Below are 22,811 nucleotides of genomic sequence, written 5' to 3'. Positions count from 1 at the left end.
ACCCGCGCTGCCCGCGCCGGGCAGTGCCCAAAAGTAAAGGTTGTGAAAACCCGCTAATGACCGAGGTCAAAGACTACTACGCCCTCTACACCGTGTTCGCACGCAATGGGATCAACGCTGATCGCACCGCAGACGTTGCGGACTTCAAAGAAACTCTCGACAATCTCGACGATGTCACCGTTCGCGGTATCTACGATGTCTCCGCTATGCGCGCAGACGCCGACATCATGACGTGGATGTACAGCACTTCGCCTGAAAAACTGCAGGCCGCTGTTCGCACCCTGCGCCGGACCAATATGCTTTCCGACACCACCGTCGTGTTCTCCGCTATGGGTGTGCACCGCCCTGCAGAATTCGCCAAGGACCACGTGCCGGCATTTGCGCGCGGCAAGGAACCAGAGAACTGGCTGGTGGTCTACCCATTCGTCCGCACCCACGAGTGGTACCTGATGGAGCCACAGGAGCGCGGTCAGATGCTGCGCGAACACGGAGCACTCGGCCAAGAGTTCCCCATGGTACTGGCAAACACCACCTCCGCCTTCGCGCTGGGAGACTGGGAATGGATGCTGGCTCTGGAATCCCCTGAACTCATCCACCTCGTGGACATGATGCGTCACCTCCGCAACAGCGAAACCCGCCTGTACGTGAAGGAAGAAGTTCCGTTCTACACCGGGCGCCGGATCACCGCTGAAGAAGTCGCCGAAGTCATCGGCTAAGAACACCGTGGGCGAGCACCCCGGCCAAGGATCATTTACGAAAGGTACAACAAGTGAGTTTTGACCCTGAAACCGGCTACAACGAAGCCGGCCGCATGCAGCCGAAGCACTACGATGCGTTGCTGCTGGCCTCGTTCGGAGGCCCGGAAGGTCAAGAGGACGTTCTGCCGTTCCTGCGCAATGTCACCCGTGGCCGGGGTATCCCTGATGAACGACTGGAAGAAGTCGCCACGCACTACCGGGAAAACGGTGGTGTCAGCCCCATCAACGCCCAGAACCGTGCGCTCAAAGCCGCGTTGGAGGCCGAGCTGGCCGAACGGGGCATCGACATGCCCGTGTACTGGGGCAACCGGAACTGGGACCCGTACATCCCTGAGATCCTGCAAGAAATCTACGACGCAGGGCACCGTCGCCTGCTCGTGCTGACCACCAGCGCCTACTCTTGCTACTCTTCCTGCCGCCAATACCGTGAAGACCTAGGTATGGCCCTGCAGTCCACCGGGCTGGAAGGCAAGCTGGAAGTTGACAAGATCCGCCAATACTTTGACCACCCTGGCTTCGTGGAGCCCTTCTACGACGGGGTTGTCGAGGGCATCAAGGACGTCGTGGCGCAGCTGAAGGCCAAAGACATCGATCCGAATGGCGCCATCGAGGTTCTGTTCGCCACCCACTCGATTCCCATGACTGATGCTGAGGCCGCCGGTCCACGCGACTTGGCTGCCGAGCTGAAGCAATCCTTGGGCGATGACGTCAACGCCAATGACGTCTACTCGGCCCAGCACTTGGCCGTTGCCGAAGAGATTTTCAAGCGTTTGGACGTGGCAGAACTCGGGCTGGAGAACAAACCAGCTTGGTCACTGGTCTACCAGTCCCGCTCCGGCGCCCCACACATCCCGTGGTTGGAACCAGACATCAACGACGCCATCGAAGATCTTGCCAAAACCGGCACGAAGGGCGTTGTGGTGGTTCCGCTGGGCTTTGTGTCCGACCACATGGAAGTCATCTGGGATCTGGACACCGAAGCGAAAGAAACCGCCGAGGAACAAAACCTTGCGTTCGCGCGCACACCGACCCCGGGTACCGACCCGCAGTTCGTCAAGGGCCTCGTGGACCTCGTGTGCGAACGCCACGACGTACAGCACCAGAGCGAACAGAAGGCCGAAACCCTGCTCGGCCCATGGTTCGATGTCTGCCGGCCGGAGTGCTGCGTGAAGATCATGCGCGACGGTACCCAGCGGCCCACCATTGGTGCCGTCGATTCCAAAGTCCGTTCCACCTTGGTGAAGGAGTAACCGTACTTCATGGCTAGCTTCCGGGTAGGTACCCGCGGATCCGCTCTGGCGACCACGCAGACCGGAATGGCCGCCCGCGCGTTGAGCGAACTGGGTGGCCGCGACCACGAGATCGTCCTCATCAAGACCGAAGGGGACGTGAACATGGCACCGCTGACCAAAATCGGCGGTACTGGCGTCTTCGTCGCAGCCCTACGACAGGCTCTGTTGGACAATACCTGTGATGTAGCGGTTCACTCGCTCAAAGATCTACCCGCAGCCGGCTACCCTGGGTTGGTGATCGGGGCATACTCGGTGCGTGAAGACGTCCGGGACGCACTCTGCGCTGCCGACGGACACACGCTGGCCACACTGCCTGAAGGTGCTGTGATCGGTACCGGTTCACCCCGTCGCGCGGCCCAGTTGAAACTGGCACGGCCGGACCTGAACATCGTGGGGATCCGCGGCAACGTCGACACCCGGCTCGGGCGAGTGCGCCGCGAGGGTCGAGAGGTCATTGAGGGCAAACAGGGCGATCTAGACGCGGTCGTGTTGGCCGCCTCCGGCCTGATCCGGCTGGGCCGGGAAGAGTTCGTCACCGAGTACCTCGACCCATCCGTGATGTTGCCCGCACCGGGACAGGGCGCGCTAGCAATCGAAGCTCGTGCCACAGCAGATGGGGCAGTCGAAGAAGAGCTGGCAAGCATGCTGGCCGGTTACGATCACCTGCCAACTCGATTGGCGGTTGTTGCCGAACGATCCGTGTTGCGCACCCTCGCCGCAGGTTGTGCCGCACCGATCGGTGGCTATGCAACGTACAACGAAGACAGCGGTGAGTTGAAACTCGATGTCATTGTCGCCAACGTTGACGGCTCAGAACACGTCACCGCCAGCGGCCAGATCACCGTTGACCACAATGAAACCGACGCAGAAGCCAGCGCTGACGCGCTCGGCGCCAGCGTGGCTGAAGAACTGCGGCACAGCGCAGCACACCTGATTACCCGGGAAAACCACTTCGGCTAGACCCCTCATGCACCGCATCGTTCTCACCCGCCAACCTGGGCAAGCCGGACTTCTGGAAAAAGAACTGGCTGAACTCAACGTTGACGTAGAACTGCTGCCCCTGCTGGACTTTGTGTTGCCGGCCGACACGGGCGGCTTGCAGCAAGCCAGAACCGAATTGGCCGAAGGGGTCTACGACTGGGTCGTGCTCACCAGCCCGAATGCGGTGCGTGCCCTAGCCAAGATGGATTTCTTCGACTTTGAAGCAGACGTCCGCTGGGGGATGGTCGGTGGCGGAACAGCCGCGATCTTCGAGCAGGTAACGGACCTGCGAGCAGACTTCGTGGCTGAACACAACCAATCTGGTGAAGGACTCGTGGCCGAGTTCGACAGCGCAGAACCAACAGGACGCAACGCGGTCTTGCTGCCGGTCTCAGAGATTGCAGCTGACACCGTGCAAACCGGGTTACAGGCCAAGGGCTACACCGTCAACCGCGTGACCGCCTACCAGACGGTGCCGGCTGATTCGCGGCTGTCACAAGACCGTCGCCTGCTGCCAGCTGCGAGAGGCGGTACCGTTCACGACGCTGAGTCACTGGCAGGAGAAGTCGGCGCCGTGACCGCCGTGGTGTTAACCAGCCCCTCTAACGCCCGGGCCTACGCAGGGTTGGCTGAGGACTTCCCCTCGCTGGTCTTGCCGCCACTGCTGGCGATTGGACAGCCAACCGCCCAAGCCATGACCGCAACCGGACTGCCGATCACGGCGGTACTGCCCAAGCCAGATGCCCGCAGCGTGTACCGCTGGCTACTTGAATACTTACCTTCATATTGAATCGACCAAGGAGACTGACCCCGATGGCATTTCCGCAGCACAGACCGCGCCGACTGCGGCGTACCCCGGCCATGCGCCGCCTCGTCGCCGAAACCTCACTGGAAGCCCGCAACCTGATCCTGCCGGCCTTCATCAAAGAAGGTGCACAGGAACCAATCCAGATCACCTCCATGCCGGGCGTCGTCCAACACAGCACCGACTCCCTCAAAGCAGCAGCGGCTGAAGCCGTCGAACTGGGCTTGGGCGCCATCATGTTGTTCGGTGTCCCGGAAGAACACGATGCCCGCGGCAGTGCCGGAGCCGACCCGGACGGTGTACTGAACAAAGCCATTCGGGACGTCAAAGCTGAAGTGGGTGACGAGCTGATCGTCATGAGCGATCTGTGCTTGGACGAATTCACCGACCACGGCCACTGCGGTGTGCTCAACGCCGCTGGTGAAGTCGACAACGACGAAACCAACGACATTTACGCCGCCATGGCCATCGCGCAGGCCGAAGCCGGCGCGGACGTTCTGGGCCCCTCCGGCATGATGGACGGTCAAGTTGGTGTCATCCGTGCTGCGCTCGACACCGCAGGCCACCACAACGTTGCCGTATTGGCCTACGCCGCCAAATACGCGTCCGCGTTCTACGGCCCTTTCCGCGAAGCCGTCGACTCCCAACTCAAGGGTGACCGCCGAACCTACCAAATGGATGCGGCAAACCGACGTGAAGCCCTGCTGGAAGTCGAACTTGACCTAGAGGAGGGCGCAGACATGGTCATGGTCAAACCGGCCATGAGTTACCTCGACATTCTGGCTGATGTGGCGGCAATGTCCCCGGTCCCGGTCTCCGCGTACCAAATCTCCGGAGAGTACGCCATGATTGAAGCTGCCGCCGCCAACGGCTGGATCAACCGGGAAGCAGCCATCGAAGAGTCAATTCTGTCCATCCGCCGTGCTGGCGCCGATCAGGTCCTGACCTACTGGGCAGTCGAAGTCGGCCGCTGGCTGGCAAACCGTTAAGGAGTTTTTCACGTGACTACCAATACCGAACTATTCTCACGGGCACAGTCCTTGATGCCAGGTGGGGTGAACTCTCCGGTACGTGCCTTCGGCTCTGTTGGCGGAACTCCAGCCTTCATGGTGAAAGCTGATGGGCCGCTGCTGTGGGACGCCGCAGGCAAAGAGTACGTCGACCTAGTGTGCTCGTGGGGGCCCATGCTCCTAGGCCACCAGCACCCGGCTGTCATCAAAGCCGTGCATGAGGCCGTCGATGCCGGGCTGAGCTTCGGAACTTCCACGCCGAAAGAATCCGAACTCGCAGGCTACATCACCTCCCGGGTACCAACCGTTGAGAAGGTCCGGATGGTCTCCACCGGCACCGAGGCCACCATGACAGCGATCCGTTTGGCTCGCGGTTACACCGGACGCAACCTGATCGTGAAGTTCGCCGGCTGCTACCACGGCCACTCGGACGGACTGCTGGCCGCAGCCGGATCGGGGGTAGCCACCCTCGCACTGCCTGGCTCCGCCGGAGTCACCGAAGCACAAGCTTCGGAAACGCTCGTCTTGCCCTACAACGATGCAGCCGCCCTAGAAGAAGCATTCAACACCCACGGCGATAAGATCGCCGCAGTCATCACCGAATCGGCCCCGTGCAACATGGGCGTGGTTGAGCCTGCTGAAGGCTTCAACGCCACCATCCGCAGACTCACCACCGAGCATGGTGCCTTGATGATTCTGGATGAAGTGCTTACCGGCTTCCGGCTTTCTGAAGCCGGCTATTTCGGGCTGGTTCAAGACGAAAACTGGGCTCCGGACATCTTCACCTTCGGTAAGGTCATCGGCGGCGGCATGCCTGCGGCTGCACTGGCCGGACGCGCTGAAGTGATGGACTTCCTGGCCCCACTGGGCCCGGTGTACCAAGCAGGTACGCTCTCCGGAAACCCAGTCGCAATGGCAGCCGGTGCTGCGACGCTGGCGAACGCCACCGCCGAGGTGTACGAGCACATCAATAGCCGTTCCGCACAGCTGCAGGAGCAGATTGCTCAAGCGCTCAACGCGGCAGGCGTCAATCACTCCATCCAGTCTGTCGGCTCCCTATTCTCGGTTGCTTTCGGCACGGCAGAGAACGGCGTGCGCAACTACGCTGATGCACAGAACCAAGAAGTGTTCCGCTACAACGCGTTCTTCCACTCGATGCTCGAACAAGGTGTCTACCTACCGCCGAGCGTGTTTGAAGCCTGGTTCGTCTCTAGCAGCCACGACGATGCAGCCATGGACCGCATCTACGCTGCGCTCCCGGCAGCGGCCCAAGCCGCAGCAGCTGCCAAGGCGGAGTAGTCCACAGACGCAAAATTGCACTCAGAAACGGTGGGCGGACATCCAAGTTGGATGCCCGCCCATCGCGTTCTCTAACAAGCTGTTTAAGCGCGTGCCGTGAAAAACCTAGTCCAAAGCGACGGGCCAACGCGGATCGACGAACGCGTTGGGGTTCTTACGCATCAGGAACTCTTGCAGACCAGCTGCTTGTTCCTTCTTCCATTGAACTTGTGCGTCATGCAGCTCGGTAGCCGGGATTTGCACGGCCGGATACTTCCGAGCGATTTGATCGGCCACCCCAACTGCAGCCATGGCGTCGGCGGCAGAGGTATGCGCATTCTGCAAGGGCACCTGGTAGAACGCGGCAACATCGGCCAGCGTACGTTTGCCGCGGCGGTACCGATCAACCTGCTTGTCCATCACATAGGGATCAATCACCGGGCGTGGATCGCCGAACACAACATGATGACGTTGCGCCTCTGCAGCCATCACGGTGAAGTCGTAGCAAGCATTGAACGCGACGACTGGGATATCTGCTTCAAATAACTGATTCAGCTGCATTGCAATCTGCGATACGGCCAGCACGGCTGGCAGCCCATCGCGTTGGGCCCGCTCGTCGGTAACCCCATGGATGTTAGCGGCCGCAGGGGGAATAGGGACCCCCGGGTTGACCAGCCATTCTTGGTGGTTGGCGACATTGCCGGCACCATCGACCACGATTAGCGAAGCGGTCACGATCCGGGCCTCGGTTGGTTCCGGCGAGGTCGTCTCTAAATCAAAACCAGCCCGCAGGTTTTCGTGCCACTTGTCTTGGCCAGGCATCTCAAAAAGCTCTTGTTGTCCTAAATCGCTCACGAGACTCAGCCTACTAAAGATGTCCCACCGATGTGATGGAATAACAAGCGAAGGAAGGCGGAGTGAATGCTGCAGAAGCCACTGTGGAAGAGCGATCCTGAGGAACTCAACGGACCAACACTGATCCAAGGTCCAGCCGGGTGCGGAAAGACCCGTTTCATCATTGATGAAGCGGCCCGCTACCTGAAAGCTGGCCATGACCCCGAAGCATTGCTTGTGCTGGCGCCGACTCGGGTGGCCGCAGACCGGCTCAAAAGCGGCATTAACGCAGTCTCCGGCGCTACCATTTCCACCGTTCCTGTCCGGACTTGGTCTTCCTACGCCTTTCACCTCATCGCGCGGGCCTTTGAAGCCGGCCTGACCCACTACGAGAACGTGGACCCGGCCTTACTCACCGGCGCGGACCAAGACGCCATCCTGAAGGATCTCATCGCTGGGGCCCAGCTTGATTGGCCAGCGGACCTGGGGTTTGCCCCCAGCACCGCCGGGTTCCGGAAAGAAGTCCGCGAGTTCTTTGACCGGATGCAAGAATACGGTCTCGATCAGCAAGGACTTGAAGAACTCTGTCAGCGCACAGACGCCACACCAGAAGTATGGCCGCTGCTGGGCCAACTCTTCACCGACTACACCCAGGTCATGCAGTTGAATGAAGCCGGCCGCTTCGATCCTGCCAGCTTGATTTCGACTGCCGTCACCATCATGCGCGCCGGGGCAGAAGAAGCGGGCGCTGATCTTCCCAACAGCAGCGGTTTCGGAGAGTTCTTTCGCAAGGAACGTGAGCGGCTCAAATTGGTGTTGATCGATGACCTTCAAGAAGCCAACCCTGCGATGCACCAACTATTGAACGTCCTCGGTGCCGGTAAACCTCTTGTCGCAGTGGGGTGCGCCGATACCGTGGTTCAGGGGTTCCGTGGTGCCCGGCCCGAGCTGTTGAATGCTTCAGCCGGCACCATCTCTTGGGATCAAAAAATCCATGTGAATCACTCTCACACGCTGCACGGTGATCTGGCCCGGGCTTATCAGCGTGTGACAACCAGTATCGGCGCCACCGGGGATGCTGTGCTGGCTCGGCTCGAAGGCGCACCAGACAATGATCAACACGCTCGTACCGAGACCGAGGTGGCCCTAACCGGATCGGTGGCCGAACAAGATCTCCTTGTCCTTTCCTATGTGCTGAACTGGCTCAAAGGAGATGCGAACCAAGGTATCGCACCGGTCCCGCTCTCCCAGCAAGCGATCATCGTTCGTAACGGCGCCCAAGTCAGTTCTTTCGCCAAATTCTTGCGGACGGAGGGAGTGCCGGTACGCACCACGGTTTCAGACATGGTCTTGGCAGAAGAACCGGCCGTTGCAGCACTGCTGAACCTGCTGCAGATCTCGATCGAACTGGCGGCAGAAGACGAACCTGAACTTTCAGTGCGCACACTAGAGGCTGCACTGCGTGGGACTTACATCGGGATGACAAATCTCCAGCTACGCGCACTGCGCAAGCAAGTCATCCGCAGGCCAGTCACTGCCGGAACAGAGGAGACTGGAGACGAACTTATCGATGCTCCGGCAATGGAGGCCTTGCGTTGGACCGGTACAGCGCGCGAGAGACTGGCAACACTGGCGACGATGGCGTTGCGGCGAGAACTGGACCCGCTACAGTCACCAGATTTGCCCGCACATTTGCGTGAGCCCTACCAGCAGTGGTCGTCATTCGCTCCGCTACGTAAGCTCATCACGGTTCTTGCCCGGACCATACGGAGCCTGCAGGACCCAGCACAGTTCGCCGAAGACACATTGTGGGAATTGTGGTCGGCGACCGGGGTGGCAGAGCAGTGGAAAGAACGCAGTGCCCATCCCGGGGCGGAAGGATTGCACGCGAACCATGATTTAGATGCCGTTGTCACGCTCTTCCAAGTCGCCAAACGATTCCAAGATCAAAACTTGGCGGCCACCGCAACCCAGTTCGTCCAGCACATCCAAGCACTCGATCTGCCCACGGACTCGCTGTCTCGTGCAGGACAGAACTCTGACGCAATCGCGATCCTGACACCGGCCGCGGCTGCGGGACTGCACTTTTCCCACGTCATTGTCGCCGGTCTACAACAGGGACGCTGGCCCAACGAGCAGCCCCGCGGCACCCTCCTTGGGTCAACCGAGCTCGTCGAAGTTCTCGAAAACCAGCCCCACATCGGGCAAGAAGCTCAGCTGGCGCGTCGACAGAGTATTCGCAACGACGAACTGCGCAGTTTCGCAACAGCCATCTCCCGGGCACGAAACAAACTCGTGGCGATCGCTATCGCCGACAACGACCAGCAGCCCTCCACATTCCTGCAATACATTCCCAACGAAGGCACCGAATTCACAGCGGAACATACTCCACTAACGGACGTACCGGTGCCCCCGACACCACAACAAATTGTCGGGGAATTGCGTCGGAACCTGCGCACCCTCGTCACAGGTCCTAATAGTGCCGATCCTGCTATCGCAGACGAAGTCGCCGGGATACTCGGCTTCTTGGCCCGCCAAACTCATGCGGAACTAGAAGCTGCCCGGCCCGAACACTGGTGGGGTGTGGCCGAACGCAGCAGTACCCAGCCGCTATTCCAGGCCGGTGAGGATATGCGACTCTCACCTTCCAAAGTTGAATCGCTGGTCGCCAATCCGGTCAGCTGGCTCTTTGATCAAATGGGCGATGATAGCGCCCCGGGAGAATCCGATCTGTACCGGCACGTCGGAACCATGATTCACTACTTGGCAGAAACACACCCCTCCGGCAGCTTAGAGGAACTTGAATCAGCTGCCACAAAACTGCTCACCAATCTGAACCTGCACGGCTATTTCGGGCAGCAAATGGGTAAACGCATCACGGGGATGATTGCGGCGCTGGCCAACTACTACCGGCATGTGTTGATCCACAAAACCGAAGTGCTTGCGGTGGAGGCGCGTTTCCTGCACGAGCACCAAACTGAAAGCAACACCGTCTTCCTCTCCGGTGTGATTGACCGGATAGAGAAAACCGAAGCCGGCAAGATTCGGATCATCGATTTCAAGACCGGTAGTCGTGTTCCTTCGAAAAAGGACGTAGCAGCACACATCCAGCTGGCCCTCTACCAGCTTGCTTATAACGCAGGTGCGGTCGAACTGGAAGAACTCACAGACATAGCAGTTGATCAGCTACCTCAGATTGAGCAGGCCTCGTTGGTCCAGCTTGGGGCCGAAAACAATGTCAAGATTCCCTCGTTCACGCGGGATCAGCCGCCGCTGGCGGAGGCCGACATTGACCCAGTTCCGCTGTTAGAACTGTGTTCGGCGCTACTCCAACAAAGCTACTTCGCGGCCATTTCCTCAGCCGAAACCTTCGGAGGAACCAAAGACATCACCCCAGAAAACCCTTCCGGAACTCAGGTGACTGAGTGATGGCACCGAAACGAGAGCACACCCTCATGGAACAGAACCCCCGCATCACCTCAGCTGACATTGCTGATGCCTTGGGAACCTTCCGGCCAACGGAGGAACAAGCCGCGGTGATCGAGGCGAACCTTGATCCGCGTTTGGTTGTTGCCGGTGCTGGGTCGGGCAAGACAGCAACCATGGCGGATCGGGTCGCTTGGCTTGTAGCCAACGGTATTTGCCGACCAGAACAAATCTTGGGCGTGACTTTCACCCGGAAGGCTGCCGGCGAACTGGCCGAGCGAGTCAACGCCAAACTTCGTGCCCTGGTGAGTGCCGGTCTGTTGGAAGAACCGGACGCCGCCGAACCATTCGGTGAACCCATGGTCTCCACCTACCACTCCTACGCGCAGTCGCTCGTGCGCGAACATGGGCTGCGTCTGGGCGTTGAACCAGAAGCTGAGCTCATCAACGATGCCCGCGCATCCATGATCATCCGTGAAATTCTTGATGAGCACCGTGAAGAGTTCTCTGAGTTTACGAACGCGGCCTCCACCCTTGTCTCTGCTGCGTCACGACTCTGCTCGGAGTCCGCAGAACACTTAGTTGATACCACGGGTGTCGCAGCAGAACCACAGCGACTTCTCGACACAGTCTTCATGCCCATGGTCACCGGCTATCAAGCCCAAGGAAAAACTCCGACGGCTGGCATGAACACAATCATTGCCAGCATTGAAAATCAGAAACTGGTGGCACAGCTGGCCATTAAATTCACGCAATACAAGCGGGAAAACCAGCTCCTGGATTACGGGGATCTGGTAGCGTTCGCCGCACGGTTGGCCAAAGATTACCCACAAGTGGGCGCGGTCGAACGGGAAAAATACGCGGTGGTCCTGCTCGACGAGTTTCAGGACACCTCCCACGCACAACTGGAATTGTTCTCCGCACTGTTCGGCAATGGACACCCAGTCACCGCGGTGGGAGACCCCAACCAGTCCATTTACGGATTCCGCGGTGCCTCGGCAGGACAGCTGGCCTCGTTCCGTCACCGGTTCCCGATCGTCACGGATGACAAACACACGAACTCTGCCATCAGCTATCTGACGATCGCCTGGCGAAACTCAGAATCGGTCTTGGCAACCGCGAACAAAATCATCGACGGCTTTCCCGCACCGCCAGCCGGCATCGAGCTCACCAAGCTCCGACCGGCACCCACCGCGGACAAAGGCCTCGTTGAACTGGGCTACTACCTTTCCGATGAAGAAGAGGCTGAAGCTGTAGCGGCAGCCTTCCTCAACCAACGCGAGCTGTTTCTCGCCGAACAGCAGCGATTGCCGGAAGCGGAACGGAAACAGCCAACCATGGCGATCCTGACCCGTACCCATGCCCAAGTCCCAGTGCTCATCAAAGCCTTAACCGACGCGGGCCTGGACTACGAAGAACTGGCCCTGACCGGGCTGCTCCTCACCCCGGAAATCCAAGACCTCCGCGCCATCTTGGCGTTGTTGGCCGATCCCATGAACAACCACGGAGCACTGCGCATTCTCACCGGAGCTAAGTACAAGCTTGGTGCGGCGGACATGGTTGCTTTTGCCAAGTGGGCGGCAGCCACCCAACGGATGCGCGATGGCAACGACGCCGCACCGGAGAGCGAAGAGACAGAACTACGTTTCGACACCGACGATGACCACTCCGTTTCATTAGCCGAAGCACTCGAAAAACTCCGAACATTACCGGCACCAACGGGGGAGGATCGGCCCTACCCGCAACCAAACATCTCGGCAGCGGCCCGCACCCGCATGCAAAATTTCGCTGGGCTGATGCAGCGATTCCACAGCTACCCCAAACACGACCTAGCCGGATTGATCCGATTCATCGAACAGCAACTCGGACTTGACGTGGAACTGCTGGCAAACCCCCGCCGATCCACTGCCACAGCCCGGGCCAACGTGGAAGCCTTCCTCGCGGTAGCCCGCGAACACCAAGCCTCCGCAGGAAGTTCCGACATTGTTGCCTTCTTAGACATGCTGGATGCTGCGATCGAAAACGAGAAAGGTCTAGACAAGGCTGCGGTCGAAACCAAACCCGGCGCCGTGCAGATCCTGACGGCCCACGCAGCCAAAGGCTTAGAGTGGGACCTCGTGGCCGTGATCGGCTTGAACAAGGGTGGCCTAAGCGCAGAACCGGAGCGAAATGAGCAATGGGTCAGCACTCTAGGGATGCTGCCGTGGCCACTGCGTGGCGACAAAGCTAACTTGCCGGAGTTTACAGCCACCCCAGACCCAGACCTGTCCTGGAGCGCCTGGGAACGGGAAAACATCAACTACTTCAAAGAACAAGTCAAACACCACCTTGGGGTGGAAGAGCGTCGTCTCGCGTACGTGGCACTGACCCGAGCCAAGTCCTACTTACTGCTCACCGGTCACCGATTCAAAGGCACGACAACCAGGCCACGAGAAGCCAGTGCCTTCCTCACCGAATGCCTTGAACTGGCAGACAGCTCGAGTGCAGATAGTCTCAATCTTCGGCTTGTGACGGACGTGGAGAGCATCAACGAAATCGATGAAAACCCGCGCGGGAATCTCATCAACGTCGGTTGGTGGCCACAGGATTCCTTTGAACCGGCCCCACCGGTGACGATCTCAGCCGAAGAGCTTGAAGCAACCTTGCGCACAGGGTGGACACCCACGCCGACACCCATCAAGGATGCACTGGGCCAAGCAGCCCGAACCGTCGAGCAGTCCACGCTCCAGGCACTTCCTGAGAACGAATTGGGTGAGCGCATCGGGTTCATGCTGGACCGCCTGCAGATCAATAAGACGGCGCATCAACGCATCGAGCTGCCGGAAACAATCAACCCATCCACGTTTGTGCAGCTCGCCAAGAATCCGGAGACCGTTCTGGAACAGTGGCGCAGACCAATGCCCGAAAAGCCCTCTAGCCATGCCCGTCGAGGGACAGCCTTCCACACGTGGGTGGAAGAACACTACGAACACTCTCACCTGCTTGATCTCGAGGAGGTACGAAACTTCGCCGACGCCGAACACGACAAACGGCTCGACCTAGAGCAGATGAAAAAGAACTTCCTTGGTTCACGGTTCGCCGACCGGCAACCCGTGGCTATTGAAGTCGCCCTGCAAACTCCCGTATCTGGAATCGCCGTGCCTGGACGAATTGACGCCGTCTTCACTACCGATGATGGTGGCGTCGAGCTCGTCGACTGGAAGACCGGGCGCAAACCGCACGGTCAAGAACTGACAGACAATTCGATCCAGCTGGCGCTCTACCGGCTTGCTTGGTCGCGACTATACGACGTGCCACTAGATAAGATCCGAGCAACCTTTTTCTATGTGGCAAGTAATGAAATCGTCGAAGTCACAGATCTTGTCGACGAAGCAACGCTGGAGGGCATCGTGGCGGCGGCTCAACAGGCCAGTGCGAGCACAACCAGCAGCTAAGCGTCAGGGCGCTCGTCGGCACCATCGGCGGAGGATTGACCGCCGGAAGCTTCGCGGGCCTGCTCCAGGCGGCTTTGCTGCTGACGCTGCAATTCGGCGATATCAATCGCATCCGTTGCCGTTTCAGCGTCCTTGCTGCCTGCGTCCACATCCGATTGAGACTCGCTTGCCGCAGGCTCCGGATCCTCGACCGAATCAACGGCTGGATCCTGCTCAACATCGCTGTCTGTAATGATGGCAGGCTCACCGTCCTGATCTTCCGCAGCAAGCTCAGCTTCCAACTTGGCTACCGATTCACGATCAATAACATCAGTAGTTGCGTTGACCGGTGTCTCCGGGGCGTCCTGAGTTTCAACCGTTGATTCCGCAGAGGAATCCTGGGCAGCCTCGGCAGAAGACTCCTCCGCCTCGTTACCGTCGTCAACCTGCTCGGCAGTCTTGGACTCGTTTTCCATCGGGGTGACCGAAACTTCTTGGCCACCGTACCGTTCGATATCCTCGGCCAACTGTTCGAGCATGCCCTGACCCTGCTCCACCATCTCGGTGTCGTTGGTGGCCAAGCCCTTCAACAGCCATTGGGCCAGAGCGAACTCAGCACTCAAAGCTGCACGCAGCGACAGATGATCGTCAGCCGCACCGTGACGTTCTTTCTCATAGGCCGTCAACACTTGGTCTTTGAAATCTTCATCCGCGACGGTCGCAAGCCACGCGAAATCATCCGCCGGGTCTCCAACATGCAAGTCCGTCCATCCCATGACAGCAGAGACTTTGCCACGTTCAAACAGCAGATGGTCTTCATGCAAATCGCCGTGCACAACAACGGGCTCAAACGACCACATACCGGTGTCTTCCATGGCATGTTCCCAGCGCCGCAGCAAAGATACCGGTATCTTGCCGGTGGCGGCAGCCTGATCCAACTCATTGAGCCGGCGTTGCCGGAACTGTTCTGCCGAATAGCTAGGCAAGTTCACCAGATCAACCACCGACTCATCCAAATTGTGAATCGCGGCGATAGAACGCCCAATGTCAACGGCTGTTCCCGCGCCCGAATCAACAAGCGCAGCCAAATCCAATACCTGGCCGGAGACATGGTTGTAAACGAAAGTGCGCAGCTCATTGATCCGTACAGCGCCAGCGGCCGACGGCAAATGGAACGGCAGGGAAGCACGCACCGCATTGGAAAAACCGCTCAGAACCTGCAACTCCGTCTCAAGCCGCATGGCAGCTTCAGCATGGAGTGGAGAACGGACACGCCAACGGTTGCCCTGTTCATCTTGAACAAGGGCCGCAGCAAAGTCACGCCCGTCATCAGCCAACGCCGCTACAGCGGTTGGCCGGAGCCCGGGGACCGCAGCGCTGGCAAGTGCAGCTAGTTCCATCGGAGAGATTTTCACATCTTTTAGCCTATGACAGGTTGAGGCCCGGATGGCTGAGGCACACAGCAGACGAAAGAAAAGGTACCGTTGAATCATGAGTGCTGAACAACCAAAACTTGATGATGTTTTCGGGCAAACGCCTCTGGGAATCCTGCCGCTATCACGCGGCACCGCTGACCGGAACTGCATGGCTCGAGAGGAACTTGACTTCCTCAACCGCGTGTTGGCCGACGAACGCACTCGAGCCTTGATCATGGTCGAACACCGAGCACCGGTTGATGGCGGGGAGCTAGCACTCGTTCCCGTCCCCGCCCAGATCGTTTTCCAATACAACCAGAACAACTGCGACTACCAGCTGGTGTACCTAGGTAAAGCAGGCGGCGCGGACGTTGTGCTGATTCCCATGGAGCCGGAAAGCCCACACCTGCCCGACTCACTCCAACAACTGCCCTGGCTGGGTCTGCGTGACATCGCGGCGGCATTGGATGACGACTCCGCAGGATTCTTCGTGGAGGCCCTAGCCATCCATCAGTGGTTAGAAAACAGTGCTTTCTGCCCGCGTTGTGGTTCTTCAACGACCGTCGTGGCATCCGGCTGGGTGAGAACCTGTGACCGTGAAGGCCGCCAAATCTTTCCCCGCACTGATCCGGCCGTGATTTGTGCGATTGTTGATGACACGGACCGCATCCTTCTCGGCGCCGCTGCACGATGGGGTGGAACTCGGTTCTCCACACTGGCCGGATTCGTCGAACCAGGCGAGTCTCTCGAAGGGGCTGTTGTTCGCGAAATCAAAGAAGAAGCTAACCTAGATGTTGCAGACCCGCAGTATCTAGGCTCGCAGCCGTGGCCGTTTCCACGCTCATTGATGCTAGGTTTCACTGCCCGAGCACTGAACCCGGAACAAGCAGAGGCCGACGGCCAAGAAATACTGGCGGTACGGTGGTTCAGCAAGGCAGCCTTGGCTGAAGAAGTCAGCACCGGACGAATCCAGGTCCCCGGTCAATCCTCGATCGCGCGCAAGCTCATCGAACACTGGTATGGTGGCCCACTGCCAGAAGCGACAACGCTAGAAAACTAACACTAAGGACAGCACAATAACCGTGAACACCTTGTCAGCACCGGAAGAAATATTGGCCGGTCTAGACAAAGAACAGCGCGCCGCGGCCACCGCCCTGCACGGTCCGGTCTGCATCTTGGCGGGCGCTGGCACCGGTAAGACCCGTGCCATCACCCACCGAATCGCTTACGGTGTAGCAACAGGTGTCTACGATCCGCACAAGACCCTTGCACTCACGTTCACGGCCCGCGCCGCGGCCGAAATGCGGTCCCGTCTGAACGCACTGGGAGCACAAGGCGTGCAGGCCCGGACCTTTCATGCTGCAGCCTTACGTCAGCTGCGCTACTTTTGGCCCCAAGTCATTGGCGGGCCGATGCCACAGCTGATCAAACAAAAGGGCCGTTTCCTCGCTGAAGCGGCGCAGCGGATCAAAACCAGTACAGACCGTGCCGCTTTGCGGGATCTGGCCGCCGAAATTGAATGGGCCAAAGTATCAATGATCGGGCCGGAGGACTACCGCGAGACCGGTCGTGACGCAGTCGCCGGCCTAGACACCATCACGGTTGCTCGGCTCTATCAGGGCTACGAAGACCTCAAAACAGATCAGGGCTACATCGACTTTGAAGATGTGCTGTTACTCATGGTCGGCATTCTGGAAGAAAACCCCGATATCGCGGCACAGTTTCGGCAGCAGTACCGCACCTTCGTGGTGGATGAGTATCAGGATGTTTCCGCACTACAGCAACGACTCTTGGACCTCTGGCTGGGAGATCGAGATGACCTGTGCGTCGTGGGCGATGCAAGCCAAACCATTTACTCGTTTACCGGTGCTACTAGCCGATTCCTGCTGAATTTTTCGGACCGTTTCCCAGACGCAACTATCGTCAAGCTGGTGCGAAACTATCGTTCCACTCCGGAAATCATTGCGACCGCGAACGCCATGTTGGCTGAACGCACCAAGAGTAACTTGCCGCCGGGCATCGATGCGCCCTGGCCGCCACCCCTAGAACTGATCAGCCAACAGGACTCAGGTGCTGAAGTCGAGTTCGCTGAATATGCCCATGATGAGGACGAAGCACACCAGCTGGCGGCACGGATCAAGGAACTCGTTTCCGCCGGAACGCAGTACCAAGACATTGCTGTTCTGTACCGGACCAACTCTCAATCACTGGTTCTAGAAGAGGTCTTTACCGAGCTAAACATCCCCTATGTGCTGCGCGGTGCAGAACGATTCTTTGAACGTGCCGAAGTCCGCCAAGCAATGCGACAGCTGGCAGCCCCCGCAGTTCAAGCTGAAACCAACGTCGCCGAACAGGTCAGAATGATCCTCGGAGCTGTCGGGTTCACCGAGAATCCACCAAGCCAGTCTGGGGCCAGCCGTGAACGCTGGGAATCGTGGCAGGCGTTGTATAACTTGGCACAGCAGCTAGGGCAAGAGCGTGGGGATGGGTTCACCATGCATGAATTTGTCCGCGAGCTGCACCAACGGGCCGAGGCACAACATGCGCCCCAAATACAGGGCGTGACCCTAGCTTCACTCCACTCAGCGAAAGGGCTGGAATGGGACAATGTTTTCCTGACCGGCCTCAGCGAAGGCCTAGTACCGATCTCCTTTGCCGAAACACAAAGCGAGATTGATGAAGAGCGCAGACTCTTCTATGTGGGCATCACCCGCGCCAGAAAGCGGCTGTACCTGTCATGGACTCTTGCCAGAAGCGCATCCAGTCGTTCCAACCGCAAGCGCTCGCGCTTTATCGACGGGATCGTGCCCGCAGGCCATGCACTGGCTCGCACCACAGAACCGGCACCTACTCGTGGGACAAAACGTTCCTCTCGTCGTTCCAGCAAGGTAGCCACCTGCCGTACGTGTTCACGGGCCTTGGCAACCGCAGCCGAACGAAAGATCGGTCGATGTGTTGACTGTCCTGCAACCTACGATGAAGACGTGTTCGAAGAACTGCGAGCGTGGCGTCTGAACAGGGCAGAAGCTGACGAGGTACCTGCTTTCGTGGTGGCCACCGACGCAACCCTGATCGCCCTAGCAGAGACCATGCCCACGGATGCTCACGAGTTGAGTAAAGTTCCGGGTATCGGGGCCCAGAAAATTGCCAAGTACGGGGAAGAAATTCTGTCCGTGCTCGGGAACTAGTGAGGACAGTTTCTTAGCAGATCCGGAAGCTGGACTGTTGAGAAGTTGGTGGCCTTGGCCGGGACAACGATCACGGTGTTGGACCCGACTCTGTCGCGGCTGCCGGTGCCTGTCTGCACGAGATCCCCTGCTGGCGGCAGACTATCGTTGGTCCCGCCATGGTTTGCCGGATCCTTCATCCACTGCTGAGCGTAGCTGTCGAGAAAAATGTGGGTCGCTACGGTGACAAGCGCGAGCGTGGACGAAGACAGTGGTGGGGTTGCGACGGGTTGCCCGGCAAGTGTGCCAAGTGTGGCTGCAACGCATTCTAAACACTCATGGTCGTCCTTTAACCAAGGTCCGATGGCCACACAAGAGTCGGTCAGCAGGATTGGCAAGGTAGGCAAATCCACCGCTAGATGGGGTCCTATATCAAGTAACTGGTGCGCCGAGGTGGCCAGCCATAAAGCTTGATGGTTCGGTCCGAGCTGGACTCCGCGGAGCGCGTCAGAGCTAACGACGCTGGCCCAAGGGCTGAGCTTGCGTACCTGCTGTGCAAGGAGTTCGGTTCGGCCGGCACCGATGTGAGCTGAACTGAAATACAGGCTTGTATCCGTCTGGGCGATCTTGGCTGGATCATGACTGACAAAAGCCCGCCAACCATCACGGGCCAGCGACAGAACCAAACTTTGTGCCGGTTCCAAGATCGTATTAAGGTGAATGACCTGATTAGCTCTGGCGTGCAGCGTCTGAGCAGATTCCGCACGCAAGTGAGAAAGTGACCCAGCCAAAGCGTTCTCCGGGATCGCAGTAGACGGCAGCGGTTCAGCTTGGCGCTTCTCATAAATGAGCCAAGCTCCCAGTTGTTCCCACATGTGCGGCCGACTCCACGTGGGATGAACCTCATCACACAACACTTCGAACAGCGAGCGACGAGTGAAACCAGTGACTAAGCGGTGGACCAGCACCGCTAACTGACCGGTGAGTGCGGTCAACTCTAAGCTGCGGTCGTGGTCTTGAAGTCGACACACATTCTTTTCGACGCTGACCACGTGATTACCTGCGTGCAGTCGGTACATAGGCTTGTCCACCTTTGGCGTTCAGGTTTGGTACGGTCATGGTGACACACAGGCTCGCAACAGCGGGATAGTTTTCCACAAGCTCCGACTGCAGTGGGGTAGCGGGCCCAGAACAATCCCCACACTGGTAGGCATGAGCACACAAGAATTACGTATCCAAGGACATCGAGTGAAGGTTGTCCGCTCGGCCCGTCGACGCAAGACCATTTCGGCAAATTGGGAAGACGGCCTGATCCGACTACAGATCCCTGCGACACTGAGCAAGGATGAAGAGCTGCGGTGGGCCGAGCGTATGGTCACCAAATTGCATCGACGAAGCGGTGCAACCGACTTTGGGCAAGAACAACTCGAGAACCTGGCCGCCGAACTCAACGAACGTTACTTTGACGGGGCAGCCACACCGAGTGAGGTCGTCTTCTCCTCACGACAAAACACCCTATGGGGTAGCTGCAGTCGGCGGTCACGAAAGATCCGTTTGAACCAAGACTTAGCCAGAATGCCGCAATGGGTTTTGGAAGGTGTCCTCGTCCACGAACTAGCCCACCTTCTTGAACCCAATCACGGGCCACGCTTCAAAGCTCTAGAGGCCCGCTATGAACGCATCAAAGAGGTCCACGCGTTTCTCGCAGGGGTCAGCCACATCAAGAGCGGACCCGGTGGGGCGAACGCGAACGATGTCCCCGGCACGCTCGATGATGATGGGGCCGAACTGGAAGACTAGTCTTTGTTTGGGTCTTCCGACTCGCTCTGGGGGTCTTCGTCGTAGCCACCCTCGAGGAGCTTACGCAGATCATCCTCAAAGCTCTGATCCTTTTCCGCCTGCTGTTCACGCCGCTCAAAGAAACCGGTTGGATCATCCAGATCTGCCGTGGTTGGTTGCATATCAGGGTGGCTCCAAACCTTGTCCCGTTCGGCGCTGCCGGCCTGTTCGCGAATGAACGCCCACAGGTTGGCAGCGTCGCGGAGTCGACGCGGGCGCAACTCCAGACCAACCAATGCGCCGAAGGCCAGTTCTGAGGGTCCGCCGGTGGCACGGCGGCGCCGCATCGTTTCGCGGAGGGCCTCGGCAGATGTCAGATGAGTGGCTGCTTCGGCAACCACATCGTCAACCCAACCTTCAATCAACGCTAACTGAGTCTCCAGGCGGGCCAACGCCGCCTGCTGTTCTGGCGTATCCGAAGCGCGCACAAAAGAACCTTCAATGTGCTGCTGGAATGATTCTGGATTCATCGGATCGAAGTGCTGGGCAATCTCATCCATGCGTTCAGTATCAATTTGGAACCCGGACGCGTACTGCTGAATGGCTGACTTCAGCTCGCCATAAAGCCACGGAACTTGCAGGAACAACCGCTGGTATGCAGACTCTCGCAATGCCAAATAAATGAAGACATCCTCGTTAGCAACTTCAAGGCCATCAGCGAACGATTTGATATTGGTCGGCATGAGCGCAATATGGGGACGGGCGATCGGCAGACCGATGTCCGAGGTACCCAAAACTTCACCTGAAAGTTTGCCCACGGCCTGGCCGAGCTGGAGTGCGAACATCATTCCGCCAAGATTCTTGAGCATCGGCAGTGCCGGACCAAGCGAAGCGGCCATTTCCTCGGGCAGCTGCTGCTGCAGTGATTCACTCATGGCCTCGGAGACAGAGGCGGCAACTGGTTCAGTCAGTTCGGCCCAAGAATCCATGGTGTGCTCAACCCACTCCGAGCAGGTCCATGCTTGCGGTAGCTGGGCAGGGGATTCAAATTCGGTGACGTTGTTCAGCCACAAGTCTGCCAGCTCGAACGCTTGACTCACCGCAGCTGAGTGCTGCTCGGAAATGGTGCTGTCATGTTGCTTTGCTACCTGCAGCGCCGTGTTCTTCGCTTGCTCCCAATTCACCGGTCCTTCGGACGCGGCACCGGAAAACATGGCTTGGACTTGGGAAAAAATCTGTCCCATCATTTCCGGGTTGAAGGCTTTGGCCATGTCTTCAGGGGTCATGCCTGGAGGCAACGGAGGCATCTGGCCTTGTTCGCCGGAACCAAAGAACTGACCGAACATCTCTTGGAACATCTTCGAGAAGTCATCATCTGGATTCTGCTGTGGATCCTGCGGGTTGGAGCTCATCGTCCGGTTCCTTAGATACGTCGGGCGCGGGAAAACTGTCCCTTCCAATCTAGTGCATTCAACAGTGCGTTCGCTGGAAATCTCGCTCTCAGCAAGGTAATTCGCCGCAGGCTTGGTCGGCCGCATAGAATCGATGAGACCCCTCAGTCTGCTCGGTAACGGTTAGGGCACCACGGTGAAACAAACCAGAAAACCAGTCTCAACAATCATTGCTGCGCTGTTTGCAGTCCTGTTGGCTGGTGCCTTCCTTCCGGTGGATTACGTGATTGAGTCTCCAGGGCCGACTTTCAACACGATTGGCTCATTTGACAACCAAGATCTCATCGCGGTGGACGGTAAACGAACCTATCCCACCGCCGGTGAGCTGGACATGACCACCGTCATGGTCTCTGGAGGTCCAGGTCGGGACATCACGGCCGGCGACGCAGTTCGGGCCATGCTGAACCCGCACCAAGACCTCGTACCGAAGTCGATGCTGTACGACGAAAGCCAAACACGGCAAGAAGTCGACGAGCAAAACCAAGCTATGATGGACCATTCGCAAACTGACGCGGTCGCCGCCGCCTTGCATGAACAAGGTATCGACTTTGTGCGCAAGTTCGTGGTGCAAGGATTCACCGAGGAAACCCAAGCCGATGGGATCTTGAAACTCAATGACGAGATTCAGACCGCGGATGGCCGGGACATCTCCGGCGTGGTTGCGCTACGACAGCAACTGGCCGAGCTGGACGAGGACACCATCACGCTAGGTCTGACTCGTGATGGTCAAGACATGGATGTTGAGGTCCCCGTGGTGACTTCAGCGGCAGGGGAGCGGGTCATGGGTGTCTTCCTGTCGAACACGTATGAGTTCCCCTTTGATGTGAGCGTCAACCTAGATGATGTTGGCGGGCCTTCAGCCGGGTTGATGTTCGCTTTGGCGTTGGTGGACAAGATGACTCCCGGCGCCATGACCGGTGGCAAACACTTCGCCGGCACCGGCACGATTGACGCAGATGGCACCGTCGGCTCCATCGGAGGGATCCCGCAAAAGGTGGTCGGTGCCCAGCAACAGGGTGCCAAGTATTTCCTGGCGCCAGAAGAGAATTGTGCAGACTTACGCGGGCGCATCCCGGCCGGGATCACCGTATTCTCCGTGAAGAATCTGGCCCAAGCCCGTAAAATTGTTGAGCAGGTTGGCCGCCAATCGGACACCGATCAGGCGTTTGCTGACCTGCCGCAGTGTGATTAGACCTGTAAAA

Annotated in this window: 16 protein-coding genes; 12 read left to right on the top strand and 4 right to left on the bottom strand. The window is 58.5% G+C overall.

Annotation, left to right across the window (positions count from 1 at the left end; translation table 11 throughout):
• Positions 1-56: 56 nt before the first annotated feature.
• From hemQ to hemL, 6 genes are all read left to right on the top strand, one after another.
• Positions 57-716, top strand: a complete 660-nt coding sequence (gene hemQ / locus ACFFFR_RS03065) for a hydrogen peroxide-dependent heme synthase (protein WP_377458056.1) — start codon at positions 57-59, stop codon at positions 714-716.
• A gap of 95 nt (positions 717-811) precedes the next feature.
• Positions 812-2,008 (top strand): ferrochelatase, encoded by a 1,197-nt coding sequence (locus ACFFFR_RS03060; RefSeq protein ID WP_377458119.1) that lies wholly within the window; start codon positions 812-814, stop codon positions 2,006-2,008.
• A 9-nt stretch (positions 2,009-2,017) separates the two neighbouring features.
• Complete coding sequence (gene hemC / locus ACFFFR_RS03055) at positions 2,018-3,010, top strand: hydroxymethylbilane synthase (RefSeq protein WP_377458055.1); 993 nt, start codon at positions 2,018-2,020, stop codon at positions 3,008-3,010.
• A gap of 7 nt (positions 3,011-3,017) precedes the next feature.
• Positions 3,018-3,821 (top strand): uroporphyrinogen-III synthase, encoded by an 804-nt coding sequence (locus ACFFFR_RS03050; protein ID WP_377458054.1) that lies wholly within the window; start codon positions 3,018-3,020, stop codon positions 3,819-3,821.
• Between the two features lie 23 nt (positions 3,822-3,844).
• On the top strand, positions 3,845-4,825 hold the full coding sequence (gene hemB / locus ACFFFR_RS03045; protein ID WP_377458053.1) for a porphobilinogen synthase: 981 nt from the start codon (positions 3,845-3,847) through the stop codon (positions 4,823-4,825).
• A gap of 12 nt (positions 4,826-4,837) precedes the next feature.
• Positions 4,838-6,145, top strand: coding sequence for a glutamate-1-semialdehyde 2,1-aminomutase (gene hemL / locus ACFFFR_RS03040; RefSeq protein ID WP_377458052.1), 1,308 nt, complete (start codon positions 4,838-4,840; stop codon positions 6,143-6,145).
• A 105-nt stretch (positions 6,146-6,250) separates the two neighbouring features.
• Here hemL and ACFFFR_RS03035 read toward each other — a convergent pair whose 3' ends face one another.
• A complete protein-coding gene (locus ACFFFR_RS03035; protein WP_377458118.1) occupies positions 6,251-6,946 on the bottom strand; it encodes a 3'-5' exonuclease in 696 nt (231 codons plus the stop codon).
• A 99-nt stretch (positions 6,947-7,045) separates the two neighbouring features.
• Here ACFFFR_RS03035 and ACFFFR_RS03030 point away from each other — a divergent pair, with 99 nt between their 5' ends.
• Together ACFFFR_RS03030 and ACFFFR_RS03025 are read left to right on the top strand one after the other, a co-directional pair.
• Entirely contained in the window at positions 7,046-10,387 is a 3,342-nt protein-coding gene (locus ACFFFR_RS03030) for a UvrD-helicase domain-containing protein (protein ID WP_377458051.1), read from the top strand.
• Complete coding sequence (locus ACFFFR_RS03025; RefSeq protein ID WP_377458050.1) at positions 10,387-13,818, top strand: ATP-dependent helicase; 3,432 nt, start codon at positions 10,387-10,389, stop codon at positions 13,816-13,818. Before ACFFFR_RS03030 ends, ACFFFR_RS03025 begins: the two co-directional genes overlap by 1 nt.
• Here the strand turns inward: ACFFFR_RS03025 and ACFFFR_RS03020 are convergent.
• Positions 13,815-15,212 carry a phosphotransferase gene (locus tag ACFFFR_RS03020; RefSeq protein WP_377458049.1) on the bottom strand — a complete coding sequence of 466 codons (1,398 nt, stop codon included), beginning with the start codon at positions 15,210-15,212 and terminating at the stop codon, positions 13,815-13,817. The genes ACFFFR_RS03025 and ACFFFR_RS03020 overlap by 4 nt on opposite strands.
• A 76-nt stretch (positions 15,213-15,288) precedes the next feature.
• On the opposite strand from ACFFFR_RS03020, the gene nudC reads away from it, so the two are divergent.
• Complete coding sequence (gene nudC, locus ACFFFR_RS03015; protein WP_377458048.1) at positions 15,289-16,272, top strand: NAD(+) diphosphatase; 984 nt, start codon at positions 15,289-15,291, stop codon at positions 16,270-16,272.
• A gap of 31 nt (positions 16,273-16,303) precedes the next feature.
• Entirely contained in the window at positions 16,304-18,400 is a 2,097-nt protein-coding gene (locus ACFFFR_RS03010; RefSeq protein ID WP_377458117.1) for an ATP-dependent DNA helicase UvrD2, read from the top strand.
• Here the strand turns inward: ACFFFR_RS03010 and ACFFFR_RS03005 are convergent.
• Positions 18,397-19,458, bottom strand: coding sequence for a hypothetical protein (locus ACFFFR_RS03005; RefSeq protein WP_377458047.1), 1,062 nt, complete (start codon positions 19,456-19,458; stop codon positions 18,397-18,399). The two genes, ACFFFR_RS03010 and ACFFFR_RS03005, sit on opposite strands and share 4 nt — an antisense overlap.
• Before the next feature lie 133 nt (positions 19,459-19,591).
• On the opposite strand from ACFFFR_RS03005, the gene ACFFFR_RS03000 reads away from it, so the two are divergent.
• Positions 19,592-20,179, top strand: a complete 588-nt coding sequence (locus ACFFFR_RS03000; protein WP_377458046.1) for a SprT-like domain-containing protein — start codon at positions 19,592-19,594, stop codon at positions 20,177-20,179.
• Here ACFFFR_RS03000 and ACFFFR_RS02995 read toward each other — a convergent pair.
• On the bottom strand, positions 20,176-21,570 hold the full coding sequence (locus ACFFFR_RS02995) for a zinc-dependent metalloprotease (RefSeq protein ID WP_377458045.1): 1,395 nt from the start codon (positions 21,568-21,570) through the stop codon (positions 20,176-20,178). The genes ACFFFR_RS03000 and ACFFFR_RS02995 overlap by 4 nt on opposite strands.
• A gap of 175 nt (positions 21,571-21,745) precedes the next feature.
• Here ACFFFR_RS02995 and ACFFFR_RS02990 point away from each other — a divergent pair, with 175 nt between their 5' ends.
• Positions 21,746-22,801, top strand: coding sequence for a YlbL family protein (locus tag ACFFFR_RS02990; protein ID WP_377458044.1), 1,056 nt, complete (start codon positions 21,746-21,748; stop codon positions 22,799-22,801).
• The last annotated feature ends 10 nt before the right edge of the window (positions 22,802-22,811 follow it).

The sequence above is a fragment of the Micrococcoides hystricis genome, assembly GCF_042434215.1.
GTDB classification, from domain to species: Bacteria; Actinomycetota; Actinomycetes; order Actinomycetales; family Micrococcaceae; genus Micrococcoides; species Micrococcoides hystricis.
This window is presented reverse-complemented; position numbering and strand designations above follow the sequence as displayed.

Excerpts from the sequence above, each read along its gene's own strand:
- hemQ (WP_377458056.1), top strand. The coding sequence starts at position 57 with ATGACCGAGGTCAAAGACTACTACGCCCTCTACACCGTGTTCGCACGC.
- ACFFFR_RS03060 (WP_377458119.1), top strand. The coding sequence starts at position 812 with ATGCAGCCGAAGCACTACGATGCGTTGCTGCTGGCCTCGTTCGGAGGC.
- hemC (WP_377458055.1), top strand. The coding sequence starts at position 2,018 with ATGGCTAGCTTCCGGGTAGGTACCCGCGGATCCGCTCTGGCGACCACG.
- ACFFFR_RS03050 (WP_377458054.1), top strand. The coding sequence starts at position 3,018 with ATGCACCGCATCGTTCTCACCCGCCAACCTGGGCAAGCCGGACTTCTG.
- hemB (WP_377458053.1), top strand. The coding sequence starts at position 3,845 with ATGGCATTTCCGCAGCACAGACCGCGCCGACTGCGGCGTACCCCGGCC.
- ACFFFR_RS03035 (WP_377458118.1), bottom strand. The coding sequence starts at position 6,946 with ATGCCTGGCCAAGACAAGTGGCACGAAAACCTGCGGGCTGGTTTTGAT.
- ACFFFR_RS03030 (WP_377458051.1), top strand. The coding sequence starts at position 7,046 with ATGCTGCAGAAGCCACTGTGGAAGAGCGATCCTGAGGAACTCAACGGA.
- ACFFFR_RS03025 (WP_377458050.1), top strand. The coding sequence starts at position 10,387 with ATGGCACCGAAACGAGAGCACACCCTCATGGAACAGAACCCCCGCATC.
- nudC (WP_377458048.1), top strand. The coding sequence starts at position 15,289 with ATGAGTGCTGAACAACCAAAACTTGATGATGTTTTCGGGCAAACGCCT.
- ACFFFR_RS03005 (WP_377458047.1), bottom strand. The coding sequence starts at position 19,458 with ATGTACCGACTGCACGCAGGTAATCACGTGGTCAGCGTCGAAAAGAAT.
- ACFFFR_RS03000 (WP_377458046.1), top strand. The coding sequence starts at position 19,592 with ATGAGCACACAAGAATTACGTATCCAAGGACATCGAGTGAAGGTTGTC.
- ACFFFR_RS02995 (WP_377458045.1), bottom strand. The coding sequence starts at position 21,570 with ATGAGCTCCAACCCGCAGGATCCACAGCAGAATCCAGATGATGACTTC.